We start from the raw sequence: 15,099 nt of genomic DNA, 5'->3' as shown, positions 1-15,099 counted from the left end.
GCTCGCCTTACCATCTGCCGGACACCGAGGAGGCGATGTGGACCGAGACATCTCTGGGCTGTCTTCGATGGCGACACGGCCCGTACTGGCCGAGCTGTCCGAACACATCCGGCTCGCTCACGGGCTCCCCGTACGTTTCGATTCCGCCGGCGGGGTCGAGATCGCGCGGCGGGTGCGCGAAGGTGCCGAGGCCGACCTGCTCGTCCTCGCCGACGGCGCACTGGCCGAGCTGGAGAAGGAAGGGCACATCCTCGAGGGCACGACGAGACCGCTGTGGATCTCGCAGGTCGTCGCCGCCGTGGCGGAGGGAACCCCCGTTCCGGCACTCGGCTCGGAATCCGACCTGCGAGCCGCGCTGACGTCCGCGGAGGGGATCGCCTACTCCACCGGTCCCAGCGGCACGGCCCTCATCGCTCTGATCACCCGGCTGGAGCTGGCTGACACGCTGTCCGATCGGCTTGTTCAAGCACCATCGGGGATGCCGGCAGGCAGCCTGCTGGCGTCCGGCCAAGCAGACCTGGCCTTTCAGCAGCACAGCGAGTTGATGGACCTGCCGGGCGTCGTCGTCATCGGCCCGCTGCCAGGTGACACCGCCATCAGGTCGACGTTCAGCGGGGGTGTACTGACCGCCTCCAGCCGGCCGAGCCTCGCCCGCGAAGTACTGGACCTCCTCGGCTCCGACGCGGCGTCGAGTACCGCCCGGGCCAGGGGCATGCGGGCGCCTGGGGACTAGGGAGTGTCCGGAAAGTGTCGCCGTCCGCCCGGAGGCGGGGTGTGCGGCGTCCGGTGTGTGTCGCGCACGGCGGAGGCCACCGATCTGCTGAAGCCGCAGTCCCAGGTGCGGGGCACCCGGGGTCACAGGCTGCGGTCAGGCCACGATGTGGCGGGCGAAGGCCAGGGTGCCGGTGAAGATCTCCTCCACCTGGGCGTCGGGAAGCCCGTGCCAGCCGTGGTCGGCGCCGGGCACTGTGCGCAACTCGACCGGTGCCCGGGCTCCTTCCAGTGCCGCGGCGAGGGATTGGCTGTGTGAGCAGTGCACCATGGTGTCGTGCTCGCCATGGACGAGGAGGAACGGTGGCGCGCCGGAGTGGACATGGGCGAGGGGGCTGGCCGCGCGGGCGCGCTCGGGCTCGGCTGACGGGGCCGCGCCGAGCATGAGTGCCTCAGGGGTGGCGGCGTCCTCGGGGCTGAAGCTGCCCCGGGCGGCGGTGAGATCGCTCGGGGCGTACCAGATCACCGCGCCGGCCAGTGGCGGGTCGGCGTGGGTCAGGGCGAGGAGCGAGGCGAGGTGTCCGCCGGCAGACTCTCCCCACGCCACCGTGCGCGCGGTGTCGATGCCGAGTTCCGCGGAGCGCAGGGTGAGCCAGCGCAGTGCGGCGCGTAGATCGTCCAGCGGGGCGGGGAAGGTGGCCTCGCCGCTGAGCCGGTAGTCGACGCAGGCGACGGCGATACCGGCGGCCGCGATGCGCGCGAAGGGCTTGGGGCTCCAGTGGCGCGTGCGCATCCCCATGTCGTCGCGCCGGCCGCGTCGCCAGGCGCCGCCGTGCACGAACAGCACCAGCGGAAGAGGCTCCTCCTGGACGGCCTCTGGCAGCCACAGGTCGAGTTCCAGCGGACGGCTGCCCTCGACATCGGCGTAGGGGACGCCGCGCAGTTCTCGTACGCACGTCTCGTGCGCCACGGCAGGCGGTAGGGGAGCGTGGTCGGGGTGGGGTGCGGTGATCAGTTCCCGCAGCGAGGGCCCGGTTGCCGTCATCGGGTCCGCCACTGGTGGTCGGGCAGGAAGCGTACGTCGTACTGCTCGGGGACGGTGGCGAACTTGTGGGGTGCGGGGACGACCGGCTGGTGGGGCAGGCCGAGTTGCTCGGCAGGCGCGCCGAGGTTCTCGAAGAAGCGCTCGAAGGTGCCTCCCGGGCCGGCGGCGACGCCGACGACCTGGCTGTGGTGGCGCTCCATGCGGTAGGCGTGGCGGCAGTTCTTGGGTACGAAGCCGAAGTCGCCGGGCGTGAGCAGCTTTTCCTGCTGGTGGCCCTCGGTGTCCTCGACGAACAGCCGGACGGCGCCTTGGGTGATGTAGAAGACCTCGTGGGTGTCGGTGTGCAGGTGGGCCGGGATGAGGTCGCCTTTGGGGCCCTCGACGGTGAAGAAGTTGAAGGTGTTCTCGGTCTGCTCGCCGCCGGCGTAGATGGTGATCAGGTCGCCGAACAGATGGGCGCGGTCTCCCTCTCCCTTCTCGATGAAGTAGGGCTTGCCCGGTTCCGCGGGTATCCGTGATGCCTGCCGGTAGCGGGTGGCGTACTCGATGGTCATGTGCTTCTCCGTGATCGGACGCTGCGAATAATGTCAGGTACCCTGACATGGAAGCCTGTCGATAATCAAGCGTTGGATGACGAGCCCGGCCCCATGTGAGGAACAGATGCAGTCCACCCGCCGTAACCTCCCCCAGCTGCTCGGCGACGCCCGGCGCTGGTTCGAAGAAGGACTGCTGGCGGGCCTGGAAGCAGCCGGAGCCACGCCGGTGTCCCCGACGCAGGTCCAGCTCTTCGCCGTGCTGGACGACCAGGGCACCACGGTCTCCGAGCTGGCCCGGCGCATGGGCGTCACACGCCAGACCGCGCACCAGGCCGTGCACGGCCTCGTCGCCGCCGGACTCCTCGAACAAGTCCCGGACCCCGCCTCCGCCCGGCAGCGCTTGATCCGCCGCACCCCTGAAGGAGAGCGCGCGCACCGAAAGGCCGGCATCATCCTCGACCGGCTGGAAGCGCAGCTCGCCGAGCGGATCGGCCAGAAGGCGGTCGATGCCCTGCGGGTGACGCTGGAAACTCCGTGGGGCCGACCGCCCTCACCGAATCCCGAGTGAGGCTTCAGAGGCGGAGCAGGCGCTCGGCGTTGAGGTGGCAGATCTTGGCGCGGTCGGGTTCGCTGCAATCTGCCGTTCACCATGCGGGGACCGCGTGCTCCTCGATCCGTGCGGTGGACCGTCCCGCCGGCCGGGGGCGGTGCGGGCCCTCCGGGCCAGGCTCCGCGCTGCTCGCGTTCCGTGGCGAGGCCGCGACAGGAAAGTTCCGACGTCTCGACGTGGCCGCGACCTTCTTGCACACTGACCGCCACGGCAGCGGACGAGTCGCTTGCGGGTCGTCAGGCAGGCCGCCGCGGGCTGCCGCGCGACGGCCGACCGGAACGCACAGTCGGGAATCGGTGAGGGCGCCTTGGAAGACTCGCTCGTACGTCAGCCGCGGCATGCCGATGAGGAGCTTTCACCGGAGGAGCCTTCACCATCGGCGGGCGAAGCGGGCGCCCCGACGACCCGCCGCCGCGGCTCCGAGTCGGCCACCGGGCCCGTTCTGGGCCGCGCCCTGCAGATCCTCGGGGCGTTCAGCGCGAACTGCCCGGAGATGACGTTGAGCGAGCTGTCCCGGCGGTCCGGGCTGCCGGTGTCGACCGTGCACCGGATGCTCGGTGAGCTCATCGCCTGGGGAGCGCTGGAGCGCGGTGACAGGGGGTGCTACCGCGTCGGCCTCCGGCTGTGGGAAGTCGCCTCCCTCGCGCCCCGCGGACAGGGCCTGCGCGAGCGGGCGTTGCCGTTCCTGGAGGACCTCTCCCAGATCACCCGGGAGAACGTTCAGCTCGCGGTGCGCGAGGGTACAGAGGTCGTCTTCGTCGAGCGCATCGCGGGGTCCGGTGCGGTGCCCGTGTTGACGCGCGTGGGCGGGCGTTTCGCCCTCACGGCCACCGGCGTCGGGCTGGTGCTGCTCGCGCACGCCCCCACCGAGATACAGGAGCAGGCGCTCGCCGGCCCCCTCGAGCGCTTCACGCCATGCACGGTCACCGATCCGCGCGAGCTGCGGCGCATGCTGGCCGAGGCGCGGACCCATGGCTACGCGGTCAGCGACCGCCAGGTCACGATGGACGCCCTGTCGGTCGCTGCCCCGGTGCACGGCAGCGACGGTACGGTGATCGCCGCGGTCTCGCTGGTGGTACGCCACGGCAGCACCTCCGCGCACGCGCTGGCCCGGCTCGTCTGTACCAGCGCCCGGGCGATCTCCCGCGCCATGATCACGCCTCAGGTCTGAACCCCGCAGTCCTGCGCCTGAGCTTCCGTACGCGCCCATGCCGTGTCACGAGCCAAGCTGCTGCGGTCAGGTCCCGATGTCCGTCAGCCACGGCAGCGCGGCCGGTATGACGCAGACGTTTCCCGGCATCCGGAAAGACCCCTGGTGACCCGAGGGCGCCGACCCCACGATGGTCCGCACCGGTCGACGCCCGGGCCCCGGTCCGCCGGGGCCGCACCCGCCTCGCAGGGGACGGAGTCGACGGCCACCACGCAGTCGACAACGGAGTGCTGCCATGGTTCTGCCACCCTCTGCCTTCCGTCCCGGAATCGTCAGGTGACCGGCCCCTCTCTGCGCGCCGCCCTCGACGAGGGGCCGATGAGCCGCTTCCAATGGGGCGCGATCGCGGTGTGCGTCCTGCTCAACATGCTCGACGGCTTCGACGTACTCGTCATGGCTTTCACAGGAAAAGCCGTGTCGGCGGAGTGGGGGCTCAGCTCTTCCGAGCTCGGGCTGCTGCTCAGCGCGGGCCTCGTCGGCATGGCTCTGGGTGCGCTGTGCGTCGCCCCGTGGGCCGACCGGATCGGCCGCCGGCCGGTCATCCTCGGCTGCCTGGCGGTGGCCGCCGCCGGGATGCTGCTCTCCTCGGTCAGCCAGTCGCCCTTCCAGCTCGGAGTGCTGCGTGTGGTCACCGGAGTGGGCATCGGGGGCGTCCTGGCGGGCAGCAATGTCATCGCCGGCGAATACGCCTCCCGCCGCTGGCGCGGGCTCGCCGTCAGCCTCAACTCCACCGGCTACGCGGTCGGCGCCACCGTGGGCGGGCTGCTCGCGGTCGGCATGATCGGGCAGTTCGGCTGGCGCTCGGTCTTCCTGACCGGCGGCCTGGCCACCGCGGTCGCCGTCCCGTTGGCCTACTTCTCCCTGCCCGAATCCGTGGACTTCCTGGCCTCCCGCAGGCCGAAGGGCGCCCTGGAGAGGATCAACGCCCTGGCACGGCGCATGGGCCGACCGCCGCTGGAGAGCCTGCCTGAGCCCACCGCCGGACCGTCCGGAGTCGGGGCCGGATTCCGCCAACTGCTCTCACCCGAGCTGCGCCGCTCGACGCTGTTGCTCTGGTCCGCCTTCTTCCTCGTCATGGCCGGCTTCTACTTCGTGACCAGCTGGACGCCGACCTTGCTGGTCGAGGCCGGCCTGTCCGGCACCCAGGGCCTCACCGGCGGGACACTGCTCAACCTCGGCGGCATCTTCGGCGCGGCCGCGCTCGGGGCCCTGGCCGCCCGCTTCACGCTCCGCTCCGTACTCATCGCCTACCTCATCACCACGGCCGTGATGCTGTCGGCCTTCATCGCCTCGACGTCCTCGCTGGGGGCCGCCTTCGTCCTGGGGGCGGTGATCGGCCTGTTCGCCAACGGCTCCGTCGCCGGCCTGTACGCCCTCACCCCGGCCACCTACGGGCCAGGGATCCGGGCCACCGGACTCGGCAGCGCCCTCGCGGTCGGCCGCATCGGCGCGATCCTCGCCCCCACCCTCGCGGGCGGCATGCTCGACGCCGGCTGGACCCCGCAGAACCTCTACCTGGCCGTCAGCCTGATCTTCATCACCACCGCGGCGCTCCTCCTGCTGCTGCGCCCCGCCACGACAGGGGACACAGAGCCTGCCGCCGCGGCCCCGGCCGCCGGCACCACGCACTGAACGCCCACGCCCCACGCCCCACTTCGAAGGAAACGATCATGACTGCATTCGTACGCGATCAGTGGTACGTCGCCGCTTACGGCCGCGAGGTCGGGCGCGAGCTGCTCGGACGCACCGTACTGGGCGAGCCGATCCTGCTGTACCGCACCGAGGACGGCCGGGCGGTGGCGATGTCGGAGCGCTGTGTGCACCGGCGCTTCCCGCTGTCGCAGGCGCCGAGTCGGCTGGACGGCGACCGGGTGGTGTGCGGGTACCACGGCTTCACCTACGGCACCGACGGCGGCTGCGTCTCCGTGCCCGGCCAGCAGCGCATCCCGCGCACCGCCCGGCTGAAGACCTACCCGGTCGTCGAGCAGGACTCCTTCGTGTGGGTGTGGATCGGCGACCGAGAGCCGGGGGACACCCTGCCGCCCCGCGCCCCGTGGATGGACTCGCCCGACTACACCGTCGTGTCCGACATGGAGCCGATCGACGCCGACTACGGGCTGCTCGTCGACAACCTCATGGACCTGTCGCACGAGACGTACCTGCACGGCGGTTACATCGGCACCCCGGAGGTCGCCGAGACGCCCATCACCACCGAGGTCGACGACGCGGCCGGCATCGTATACGTCAGCCGTCATATGGACGACGCGGAGTGCCCGCCGTTCTATGCGAAGTCGACGGGCATCGAGGGCCGGATCACCCGCTGGCAGGACGTCGAGTACCACGCTCCCTGTCTCTACCTGCTCCACTCGCGCATCGCGCCCATCGGCGCGCCCGGGCCGAATCCGGACGGCAGCGACCCGCACGCCTTCCACGTGGAGGTCGTCTACGGCATCACCCCTTCGACGGAGAAGACGGTGTACGACTTCTGGGCCGTGGCCCGTGACTTCGCCCTCGACGACCAGGACGTCACCGAATTCCTGCGCGGTAACAACCACACGGTGGTCATGCAGGACGTCGTCGCCCTCAACGTGCTGCAGAAGTCCCTGGACACCGAGAAGGCCGGCTACCAGGAGCTGAGCATCAACATCGACACCGGCGGCCTTGCCGCCCGCCGCATTCTCGCCCGCCTGGCTCAGGAGGGGGCCGCGACGCAGGCCCCGGCGGTGGCCCGATGACCCCGCTCCACCCACCCACCCACTCCGGCGAGAACGTCCACCGCATCCACTGGCTGCTCGGTACCGACCGGCTGCCGGCCGTCTGCCACTGCGGTGCGCGGCGGGAGTTCGAGGACCCGGTGGAGCTGTGGGACTGGCTCCTGGGCCACCCCGAGGACCACCGCCCCGGCCCTGCCCCGGAGTCCGCTCCCGCGTCCACCCCCCAGCCTCGGCACGCGGCCTTCGCCTGAAGCGGCCCCCGGTCCCGAACCCGGCCCCGAAAGAGAACCACCATGACCATCACAAGCCCTCGACGCACCGAGGTCGAACTCGATCTGATCCTGGTCCGCAAGGAGCCCCTCGCCGAGGGCGTCGTCCGGCTCAGCCTGGCCCGCCCCTCCGGTGAGCGGCTGCCCGCGTGGAGCCCGGGCGCCCACATCGACCTGGTGCTGGGCCCCGACCTGGTACGGCAGTACTCGCTGTGCGGCGACCCGGGGGACGCCTCCCTCCTCCAGGTCGCCGTGCTGCGCGAGCCGGAGAGCCGGGGCGGCTCCCACTACGTGCACGACACCCTGGCCGAGGGCGACACGGTCCTGGTGCGCGGCCCCCGCAACCACTTCCCGTTGGTCGACTCCCCCCGCTACCTCTTCATCGCCGGTGGCATCGGCATCACCCCGGTCCTGCCGATGATCGCCGCCGCCGAGCAGCGGGGAGCCGACTGGCGGCTGGTGTACGGCGGACGCAGCCGCGCCACCATGGCCTTCGCCGGGCAGCTCGCCAAGGGCCACCCCCACCGGGTGGCCCTGCGCCCTCAGGACGAGACCGGCCTTCTCGACCTGGACGGACTGCTCGGCAGCCCTGCCCCCGGCACCCTCGTCTACTGCTGCGGTCCCGAGCCCTTGCTCGACGCGGTGGAGCTGCGGTGTGCCTCCTGGCCGGAGGGCACGCTGCACATGGAGCGGTTCACGCCGAAGTCGCGGAAGGATGACGCCCCTTCGGCCTCCTTCGAGGTGGAACTCTTCCGGAGCGGCGTCACGGTGACCGTCCCGCCGGACAAGACCGTCCTCCAGGCGGTCGAGGAGGCCGGTGTGCAGGTCCTGTCCTCGTGCCAGGAGGGCACCTGCGGCACCTGCGAGACCGTGGTCCTCGACGGGGTGGTGGACCACCGCGACTCCCTCCTCACCCCAGCCGAACAGGCCCGCGACGACACGATGTTCATCTGCGTCTCGCGCGCCGCCTGCCCGCGCCTCGTCCTGGATCTGTGACTCACCAGTACCGACGGGATTCCACCGCATGACCCGCGGGTCGGTGGCGCCGTGCCCACCGCGTGCGGAGGGCCGTGGCGACCCGCTCGCCGAGGAGGATGCCCGCCAGTCCGGTCAGGCTCAGCAGGGGCGGCGCGGGTGCGGCGACGTCCAGGGCCCAGAAGACCGCGCCCATCACGGTTCCGGCAAGGAGGGAGACCCCCGCCCGCCGCGTGAATGCTGCCGCACGGGCCCTGCGGGGGGTGGTCACAGGGCCCCCAGGGCGGCCTGACTCAGCAGCATGCCGAGCAGGCCGCACAGCGCGGCGGGCGGGGGAGCGGGGGCTTTCACTCGCAGTGCCACGTACAGAACGCCGACCACCATCCCGGCCAGCAGCACCTTCACGTATGCCACTGGAAGACGTGGTGGCGAGGGCCGCCCGGGGTGTCGCGTGGTCTGCCGCACGGGGTTCGCTACTGTCGCCCTGACAGGCCAGGGACGGCCTGGAGGCGAGCGATCCGCCAGGGCGGACCCTGCCTGGGTCACTGGCCACCCCACCCGCCCGGACCGGCTCATCTGGGACGCCCCCTCCGACACTGAACACGATCAGGTGGTCGAGCTGCTGACGCGTTCCGCGGCCCGCATCCCCAGGAGCCGTCTATCGCGAGCGAACACTTTTCTCCGAGTCTCTTCAGGTCGGCTCCGGTAGCGCGCAGCTGATCAGCAACTGTTACGACTTGGCACGCGATTGAGGTCAGGGCGTGCTGGCCGCCGTCCGCCGGTTGCGCATGAGTTCGGTACTGGTGCGGCGCCGAGCCGGTCTGCGGGCTGCGTCCCGCGCGTTCACGCGAGGGCGGGTTACAGGCCCAGGCGGTGCAGGGCCACCGCGACGTGGCCTCGCAGGGAGCGGTCCCAGCCCTCAACGGCACCGGAGACCGCGACCGCGTCGGCGTGCACGAGGACGGTCAGTGCCGCGTCGGGCAGTGCCGTCGCCTGTCGGCGGGCCAGGGCGATCGCGGCCGTGCCCCGTACCACTTCGTCGGGTGAGGCAAGGCCTGTTGTCAGGGCTCCGAGTTCATCGGAGCCGAGGTGTCCGGGCAGGTGAGCAAGCGCGAGGTTCGCCGACGCCCGCGCTTCGGCGGTGTCGCACGACACGGCGGCGAGCGCGCCCGGCAGCCCGGACACCGGGGAGAACCAGACCAGCAACGCCGCCGCGAGGGTCACCACGGCGGGGTCGGGATCGTGCAGCCACCTCAGGAAGGAGGCCGTATGACGCTCAGCCGCGCGGTATGCCTCGGCGGCCCAGTGCAGTGCCACGGCGTCGGCGACATCGGCGACGGCATTGATGTCCGGGTCCTCCTCCTCGAAGAGAACCCGGAGCACCGCATCCTCGTCCGCCGGGCGGACCCGGTCGGCGTCGGCGAAGGCCCGCGTGGGGTTGAAAGGCAGTTCGTCGTCGCGCAGATCGCCGATGGCTACGGCATGCAGTATGTGGAGGACGGTGTCCCGGTCGGGAGTCGATGGAGTGTCGACGAGCGGAGCCACCACACGCGCGCTGGCTGGCCACCGGGTGCCCTGGTGGTAGACGCTACTGGTGAGGGCCGACGTGGCCGCACGGCGTACGGCCGGGTCTGAGCCGGACAGTGCTCGCCAGATGCCCCGGGACGTCCGCCGCCCGGCCGTAGGCGTGGTACAGGCCAGCCCAGTCGGTCGACGGTGGGATGCTCACGGATCAAGAGCCTAACAATTTGTTACTCGGTGGCGCGGGGCCGGCCGTGCCCACCGGCCCGGACGCATGCACGACCAGACCGCCGTGCGCACCGAGGGCATCGCCGAGCAGTTCCGCCTGCACTCGAGGGTGAAAGCCGAAGTGGACGAGGGCTATCGAGGACTGGCCAACGAGTTCCCCGACCAGGTCAGCGCCCCGCCGAAGAAACCGAAGGACGACGCCCCGCTCGGAGAGCGGCATGCCTGGCGCGAACGTTCGATCCAGTCCTCCAGGCAGATCTGCGTGGAGCATGTCATCGGCGAAGAGAAGAAGTGGCGTCCGCTGCAGCGGTACATCGGACGGCGCGAGTACTACCCCGAGACACACGCCGCCATCGTCGGCTTGGTCTCCGACCGCGCCGCCCGCAGACCGGCCCGGCGCCGCACGAGCACCGAACTGGTGCCGTACCAGCGCACGGCCGGTTGATCACCACCAGCCAATCCGCCAGGCCAGCACGCCCCGACCTCAATCGAGTACCAAGTCGTTAGTGTCTGGGCCATGACCAGAACTACGCCACCGCGCCCTGTGCACGTTGAGGAGCTCTTCCCAAAGCTGGGGGCGCTTCGGGGTGTGACGACGCGCCTGCACCCGCGGCCGGGGCGGCCGGACGCGTCGGTCAGCTCGGTCGGCGGTCCTCTGCTGTGGCCGGCCGACGAGCCGTGGCCATTCTGCACCGAGCCGCACAAACGCAGCCGCGGGTACCGCGTCGCGGACATCCATCGCAGGCGACAGTTGCTCGCGGACGCCTGGGCCCGTGACCGACCCAGCGATGAGGAACGGGTCCTGCTTACGGAGCTCGGCCGCAGACACCGCGACCAGGACGTTGCCGACACCGAACCGATCCCGCTGATCGGCCTGGTCCAGTTGTACCGGCGGGATGTGCCCGGCCTCGCGCCGGGCCCGGACGGCTGTGACCTGCTCCAGGTGCTCTGGTGCCCGTTCGAGGCACATGGTCCGAGCCGCTACGGGCTGGCGCTCCACGTACGCTGGCGCCGTTCTGACGAGGTGGCTGTGCCGTTGGACGCTCCGCCGCAGCCGTCGCTGGTCGGCTTCGAGGGCTCTGTCGCCGAGCCGTGCGTACTGCACCCCGAGCAGGTTGTCACCTACCCATACGCCGGATCGCTGCCGGCCAGGCTGGAGAAGAAGATCGACGCTTGGGAGGCGGCCCAGGAACGGAAGGCCGAGATTCAGGGTCTGGACGACGAGTTGGTCACTTACCACCACGACCTGTCGATTCCACAGGGTTGTCGCGTAGGCGGGTTCCCCTCCTGGCACACGACCGACCCCCACCCGATGAATTGTGAAACCTGTGCCGCACCGATGGTCCTGCTGCTGACCATCGACAGCAGTGAGTGGGACGGCGCCCACGGTAGCTGGATGCCCACCGAGGAATGGGATGTCCCAGGGCGCCTGCGGGACCGCTGCCCCACGAAGATCGAGGTCGGCCGAGATGGACTGCTGAACATCTTCGCCTGCCCCGCCGAGCCCGGGCACCCACATCGATGGAGCCTCCAATAGGCGGAGCGGAGTCTCTCGGGTCCGGTGCTGTCACCCCTCGTGAACATCGAACAGGACACCGCGCGGGTGCCTCCCAAACCCGTGAATAACTGACTTCGACGTCCTGGTGGCCGGCCGCTTCGGTAACCGTCGACAGCAGACTCCGCACTGTCAGGCCGTACATGCCTGCGATCCCCCCAGGAATGACAGCGTCATCTCACCCCGCAAGGGGGCCACCCGAAAGGCACCTGCGGCCAGCAACAGCGTTCCCACCCGTCCCGTCGTATGTGACAGCTACCGTGCCCCGGGTCAACAACGAGCAGTGTGACTGAGCGCCAGAGTTGGCGGCGTTCGCCGACTCTGGCGCTCACCTCGATGCCGAGCCGGTCGAGTCGGCGGTGCGGCGCCGGGTCTCCGCAAGATGGATGTTGATGTAACGGACGAGGATCAGCGGGTCCTGGGGGTCGTTGGCCTCGAAGGTGATGCGGCGCAGGAGGCTGACTCCGTCGAGTGCGACGCCCTCGCGGGCGAGGATGAAGACGAGGGTGAGGAAGGCGGAGCGGGCGTTGCCGTCGTCGAAGGGATGGAAGAAGCAGATGTCGAGATAGGCGCGGGCGGCGCGGGCGGTCAGGCCGAGAGGTCGGCCTGTGTCGGATGCACTCTCGGCCAGGCACGTGTCGAAGCGGGCACGTGTGTCCGGTCCGATGCCGTAGCGCTCCCGGCTTCCCTTGGCGAAGGCGGTCGAGTTGCGGAACCGTGGCGGCTGCGGGGTGCCCAGGATGTGCTGCTGCCAGCTGCTGAGCAGTGCGAAGTCGAGCCGCGCTCCGCGTGCCGCGTCGGCTCGGAGCAGTTCTAGGGCGCTGAGCAGGCCTTGGGCTCGGGCAGGGTCGATGGCGCCGTCGAAGGCCCGGATGTCCTCCGACGCGCCGTCGCGAAGGGGCACCACCGGTCCGCCCGTACCGCCATCCGGGATCTCGTGCCACGGCACCGATTCGCGTGCCGCGAGCCAGCGCTGCAAGTGGTCTTGAGTCGGCTCGTCTGCGCGCGTACGGCCGTTGGCCGGCTGCACAGACAGCGCGAGCTGCTCCGCGACGTCGTCGACCACCACCGTGTCAGGACCGGTCCAGCTGTGGAACCGTCCACCGATCGCCTCGTCGACCAGGCCCCGGGCCACGTCGGGCGCGACTCCCCAGCGATCGAGGAACCAGGTGAGCACTTGGCGGCAGTGACCGTGCCAGCCACTGCCGCACCCGGTACGGTCGACGACCTGCAGGATCAGGTTCCTCGCCGTGCGCTCCCACAAGATCCGCTGATCGTCGATGTCAGTCAGGTCCAGGGGGTACGCCTCGAACCAGCCTGCGAGGTACTCCAGCCACTCGCGCCACTCATGCAGGGCCGCCTCGACACGGGCCAGAGTCTCTCCCGGCGTCGTGATCGAGTCCCGCGGGCAGCACCAGTTTCCTACCGGTCCACCGTCGAAATCCCCCTCGTCGTGCGACCAGCGCCACCCGACGGTCCACCCGCCGTAGTGCTGGACAAGGGCGTACGACATGGCGTCGGCCCAGGACTCAGCCTCGCCACGACTCCAGGTGCTCATCGCGGGGTCCCCGAAAGGGACGTCCGGGCGGATGGGCACACGCCGGGCCGGGCCGAGCGAGCGCACCGTCCGCGCTACGGACGCGCCGTCGAAGGTTTGACGGGCGGGGTCCACGTCGTCCCAGGTCAGGAAGCGAGGAGCCAATTCAACGATCACCGCGCAAGCCTGCCAGGCCCGCCCGGCGCCTCAAAGTGGTTTTCCCCGCTCAGGCGCGCGGCGGCCCCTGTCGCCACCTCCGACGCACAGTCCCGTCAACTCAAGCGCCCATCCGCCAACTGCGATGCTCAGTGCGGACACCAGCTGTGGGTGCTCACCGAGACGGGCCACAAGGAAGTAACAGGCACAGGTGCGGCGGGCAGCCCAGGAGCAGGCGGCGAAGAAGGCAGCCGAGCGTGAGGCCCGCCGTCCCGTCTGGGTCTGTGCGACGACTGCGAGCAACGGGCTCTCGGCGCCGAACGCCAAGCTGCTGGCAAGCAGGAGCATCAGGAGCCGGTGCACCGTGGGGCAGAGCACCTGAGCTTTCAGCGCTCGCCTCACCGTCCCGTCTGCACCGAGTGCAGGGCGGCGTTCACGGGCGAGCGGTGGAAGGCGGTAGAGCGCACCGGCTGGGACGCCCTTCCCCCGGAGGCCCATCCGACCCTGTGAGGAAACTGCGACCAGCAGCACGTCCGATGTTCTGGACGACGTCGACCTGGGAGCTGCGCGAGCCGACGATGCACACGGCCTCGACCCCGCGTAGGCCGGTGATGTCGACCCCAACCCCGAGGGCGCGAGGCAGGAATCGAGCACTCCTGGATCGAGCAGGGCTGGACGGCCGGCTCCCGGCACCGGGAAGAGGCTGTGCCCGAGCAGAAGGCCGGCGGAACCTCACTCTCACGCTTCCGCAGGTGACACGACCGGACCCGGCTGTCAGCGGCGGCTGCAAGGCTGAACGGATGGACCGTGATGACGAGCAACTGCTGCGCGGCCGGGTCTACGGCGCCGACCACGACCACCCGGGCCCGCTCCCGCACCGCGAGCTACGCCGAACTGGTCGGCGGCCCGCTCGACGGGCTGCTGCTCGACATCACCGACTGGACAGCGGACGAGTTCCAGACCGGCGTCGCGCTGATGACCGAGCTGAGCCAGTTCGGCGCCGGCGGCCGCGCCATGTACGACCCGCGGCCCGGCGAGCGGAACCGCTGGGACTGGTCCGGCGATACGCCCTGATCGGCCAGGGCCGACGCTACAGCGCTGTTGGCGATAGATGGTGTCGGCCTTGCGGAGCGGCGCGTAGAAACGGGGTTGGGCCGCGCAGAAACCTGCGCGGCCCAACACGGGGGCGGTGCTCGGGGGCTATGCGATGACGCCGGCGATGAACACGAGGACGCCGCCGATCCCGGCGAGGAGGAAGGACAGCTGGACGAAGCGGTGCTTCCTCCACGCGATCTTGCTCATGTTGACGAGCTGGTTGGTGAGAACCGGGAGCATGTCCCGCTCCTGGAGCTTCTGTGCGAGGGCGGTGGGCTCCCAGAACTGCAAGTGACCGAAGAAGACGAAGTTCTCGGAGAACTCCGCTTCCAGCTTCTTCTTCGCCCGCAGGCGGGGCGCGACGACGAGAATTGCGAGGACGGCAGCGGCCAGGATCAGCAGGATGCCTGCTCACAAGGGCCCTCGCACACCGAATCCGGTCAAGTTCGAGAAGAGGCGGTTCTTGTCGGACAGGGCCGCGATGCCGGCCAGCGCGGCCGACTCCAAGGTCAGCGCGAACGACGCCTTCGCGTCGACCCGTGCGGTCCACTCACCGAGGGCAGCGTGGATGCGCCATGCCGTCTCGCGCGGATCGGAGGCGCTCACAGGGCCCACGTCCAGGTCGACTTGTACACGGTGATCTTCTCGCCGCCGACCTCGCGGGTGAACGGCCCCTCCCACATGGCCCGTCCGTCCGAGGACGTCTTCGAGCTGTCGAGCATGTCGAGGATGCGCCATACGGGAGTGACCCCGGAGGTTGCCCACTGGTCTTGAAGGGCCTCCATCACTACGCGGACGGTGTCCTCGTCAGCGCCGGTGACCTCCAGGACCACGAGCCCGGGTTCGGCGATGTGCTGCTCATCGATACGCATGTCCCCACCGACGGATCCGCCGGTTGACCCTGTTCGCCGACCGGGGGAGAAGCATCCCTACGAGG

At 70.3% G+C, this 15,099-nt stretch carries 17 protein-coding genes and 2 pseudogenes; 10 read left to right on the top strand and 9 right to left on the bottom strand.

Annotation, left to right across the window (positions count from 1 at the left end):
- Positions 1-67: 67 nt before the first annotated feature.
- A complete protein-coding gene (locus tag ACIRB4_RS28875; RefSeq protein WP_403295212.1) occupies positions 68-733 on the top strand; it encodes a substrate-binding domain-containing protein in 666 nt (221 codons plus the stop codon).
- Positions 734-868: 135 nt separating this feature from the next.
- Here ACIRB4_RS28875 and ACIRB4_RS28870 read toward each other — a convergent pair whose 3' ends face one another.
- Both ACIRB4_RS28870 and ACIRB4_RS28865 read right to left on the bottom strand, forming a co-directional pair.
- On the bottom strand, positions 869-1,756 hold the full coding sequence (locus ACIRB4_RS28870) for an alpha/beta hydrolase fold domain-containing protein (protein ID WP_403295210.1): 888 nt from the start codon (positions 1,754-1,756) through the stop codon (positions 869-871).
- Complete coding sequence (locus ACIRB4_RS28865; RefSeq protein WP_403295208.1) at positions 1,753-2,310, bottom strand: quercetin 2,3-dioxygenase; 558 nt, start codon at positions 2,308-2,310, stop codon at positions 1,753-1,755. Before ACIRB4_RS28865 ends, ACIRB4_RS28870 begins: the two co-directional genes overlap by 4 nt.
- Positions 2,311-2,416: 106 nt before the next feature.
- On the opposite strand from ACIRB4_RS28865, the gene ACIRB4_RS28860 reads away from it, so the two are divergent.
- The 6 genes from ACIRB4_RS28860 (at position 2,417) to ACIRB4_RS28835 (ending at position 8,091) form a co-directional block, all read left to right on the top strand.
- Positions 2,417-2,860, top strand: coding sequence for a MarR family winged helix-turn-helix transcriptional regulator (locus tag ACIRB4_RS28860; protein WP_403295206.1), 444 nt, complete (start codon positions 2,417-2,419; stop codon positions 2,858-2,860).
- Between the two features lie 484 nt (positions 2,861-3,344).
- On the top strand, positions 3,345-4,073 hold the full coding sequence (locus ACIRB4_RS28855) for an IclR family transcriptional regulator (RefSeq protein ID WP_403295363.1): 729 nt from the start codon (positions 3,345-3,347) through the stop codon (positions 4,071-4,073).
- 315 nt (positions 4,074-4,388) lie between these two features.
- Positions 4,389-5,744 carry an MFS transporter gene (locus ACIRB4_RS28850; protein WP_403295204.1) on the top strand — a complete coding sequence of 452 codons (1,356 nt, stop codon included), beginning with the start codon at positions 4,389-4,391 and terminating at the stop codon, positions 5,742-5,744.
- A 38-nt stretch (positions 5,745-5,782) separates the two neighbouring features.
- Positions 5,783-6,847, top strand: a complete 1,065-nt coding sequence (locus tag ACIRB4_RS28845) for a Rieske 2Fe-2S domain-containing protein (protein ID WP_403295202.1) — start codon at positions 5,783-5,785, stop codon at positions 6,845-6,847.
- On the top strand, positions 6,844-7,077 hold the full coding sequence (locus ACIRB4_RS28840; RefSeq protein WP_403295200.1) for a hypothetical protein: 234 nt from the start codon (positions 6,844-6,846) through the stop codon (positions 7,075-7,077). Before ACIRB4_RS28845 ends, ACIRB4_RS28840 begins: the two co-directional genes overlap by 4 nt.
- A gap of 42 nt (positions 7,078-7,119) precedes the next feature.
- On the top strand, positions 7,120-8,091 hold the full coding sequence (locus tag ACIRB4_RS28835; RefSeq protein ID WP_403295198.1) for a PDR/VanB family oxidoreductase: 972 nt from the start codon (positions 7,120-7,122) through the stop codon (positions 8,089-8,091).
- A 1-nt stretch (position 8,092) separates the two neighbouring features.
- Here the strand turns inward: ACIRB4_RS28835 and ACIRB4_RS28830 are convergent, their stop codons facing one another.
- The 3 genes from ACIRB4_RS28830 to ACIRB4_RS28820 form a co-directional block, all read right to left on the bottom strand.
- On the bottom strand, positions 8,093-8,341 hold the full coding sequence (locus ACIRB4_RS28830) for a DUF1427 family protein (RefSeq protein ID WP_403295196.1): 249 nt from the start codon (positions 8,339-8,341) through the stop codon (positions 8,093-8,095).
- Complete coding sequence (locus ACIRB4_RS28825; protein ID WP_403295194.1) at positions 8,338-8,484, bottom strand: DUF1427 family protein; 147 nt, start codon at positions 8,482-8,484, stop codon at positions 8,338-8,340. The genes ACIRB4_RS28830 and ACIRB4_RS28825 overlap by 4 nt, the downstream gene beginning before the upstream one ends.
- A gap of 444 nt (positions 8,485-8,928) precedes the next feature.
- Positions 8,929-9,618: a hypothetical protein gene (locus ACIRB4_RS28820; protein WP_403295192.1), complete on the bottom strand. Its 690-nt coding sequence runs from the start codon at positions 9,616-9,618 to the stop codon at positions 8,929-8,931.
- Between the two features lie 244 nt (positions 9,619-9,862).
- Between ACIRB4_RS28820 and ACIRB4_RS28815 the strand changes: the two are divergent.
- Positions 9,863-10,264, top strand: a pseudogene (locus ACIRB4_RS28815) (transposase family protein); the annotation flags it as partial.
- 72 nt (positions 10,265-10,336) lie between these two features.
- Positions 10,337-11,356 (top strand): hypothetical protein, encoded by a 1,020-nt coding sequence (locus tag ACIRB4_RS28810; RefSeq protein WP_403295190.1) that lies wholly within the window; start codon positions 10,337-10,339, stop codon positions 11,354-11,356.
- A 346-nt stretch (positions 11,357-11,702) separates the two neighbouring features.
- Here the strand turns inward: ACIRB4_RS28810 and ACIRB4_RS28805 are convergent, their stop codons facing one another.
- Positions 11,703-12,932, bottom strand: a complete 1,230-nt coding sequence (locus ACIRB4_RS28805) for a Fic family protein (protein ID WP_403295188.1) — start codon at positions 12,930-12,932, stop codon at positions 11,703-11,705.
- 935 nt (positions 12,933-13,867) lie between these two features.
- Here ACIRB4_RS28805 and ACIRB4_RS28800 point away from each other — a divergent pair.
- A pseudogene (locus ACIRB4_RS28800) lies at positions 13,868-14,141 on the top strand (hypothetical protein).
- 126 nt (positions 14,142-14,267) lie between these two features.
- Here ACIRB4_RS28800 and ACIRB4_RS28795 read toward each other — a convergent pair.
- The 3 genes from ACIRB4_RS28795 to ACIRB4_RS28785 are packed head-to-tail and all read right to left on the bottom strand — an operon-like array spanning position 14,268 to position 15,034.
- On the bottom strand, positions 14,268-14,558 hold the full coding sequence (locus ACIRB4_RS28795; RefSeq protein WP_403295361.1) for a Pycsar system effector family protein: 291 nt from the start codon (positions 14,556-14,558) through the stop codon (positions 14,268-14,270).
- A gap of 15 nt (positions 14,559-14,573) precedes the next feature.
- On the bottom strand, positions 14,574-14,768 hold the full coding sequence (locus tag ACIRB4_RS28790) for a hypothetical protein (RefSeq protein ID WP_403295186.1): 195 nt from the start codon (positions 14,766-14,768) through the stop codon (positions 14,574-14,576).
- Complete coding sequence (locus tag ACIRB4_RS28785; protein WP_403295184.1) at positions 14,765-15,034, bottom strand: DUF6207 family protein; 270 nt, start codon at positions 15,032-15,034, stop codon at positions 14,765-14,767. Before ACIRB4_RS28785 ends, ACIRB4_RS28790 begins: the two co-directional genes overlap by 4 nt.
- Positions 15,035-15,099 lie beyond the last annotated feature (65 nt).

The organism is Streptomyces sp. NPDC093600 (assembly GCF_044764755.1).
Taxonomy (GTDB): Bacteria; Actinomycetota; Actinomycetes; order Streptomycetales; family Streptomycetaceae; genus Streptomyces.
This window is presented reverse-complemented; position numbering and strand designations above follow the sequence as displayed.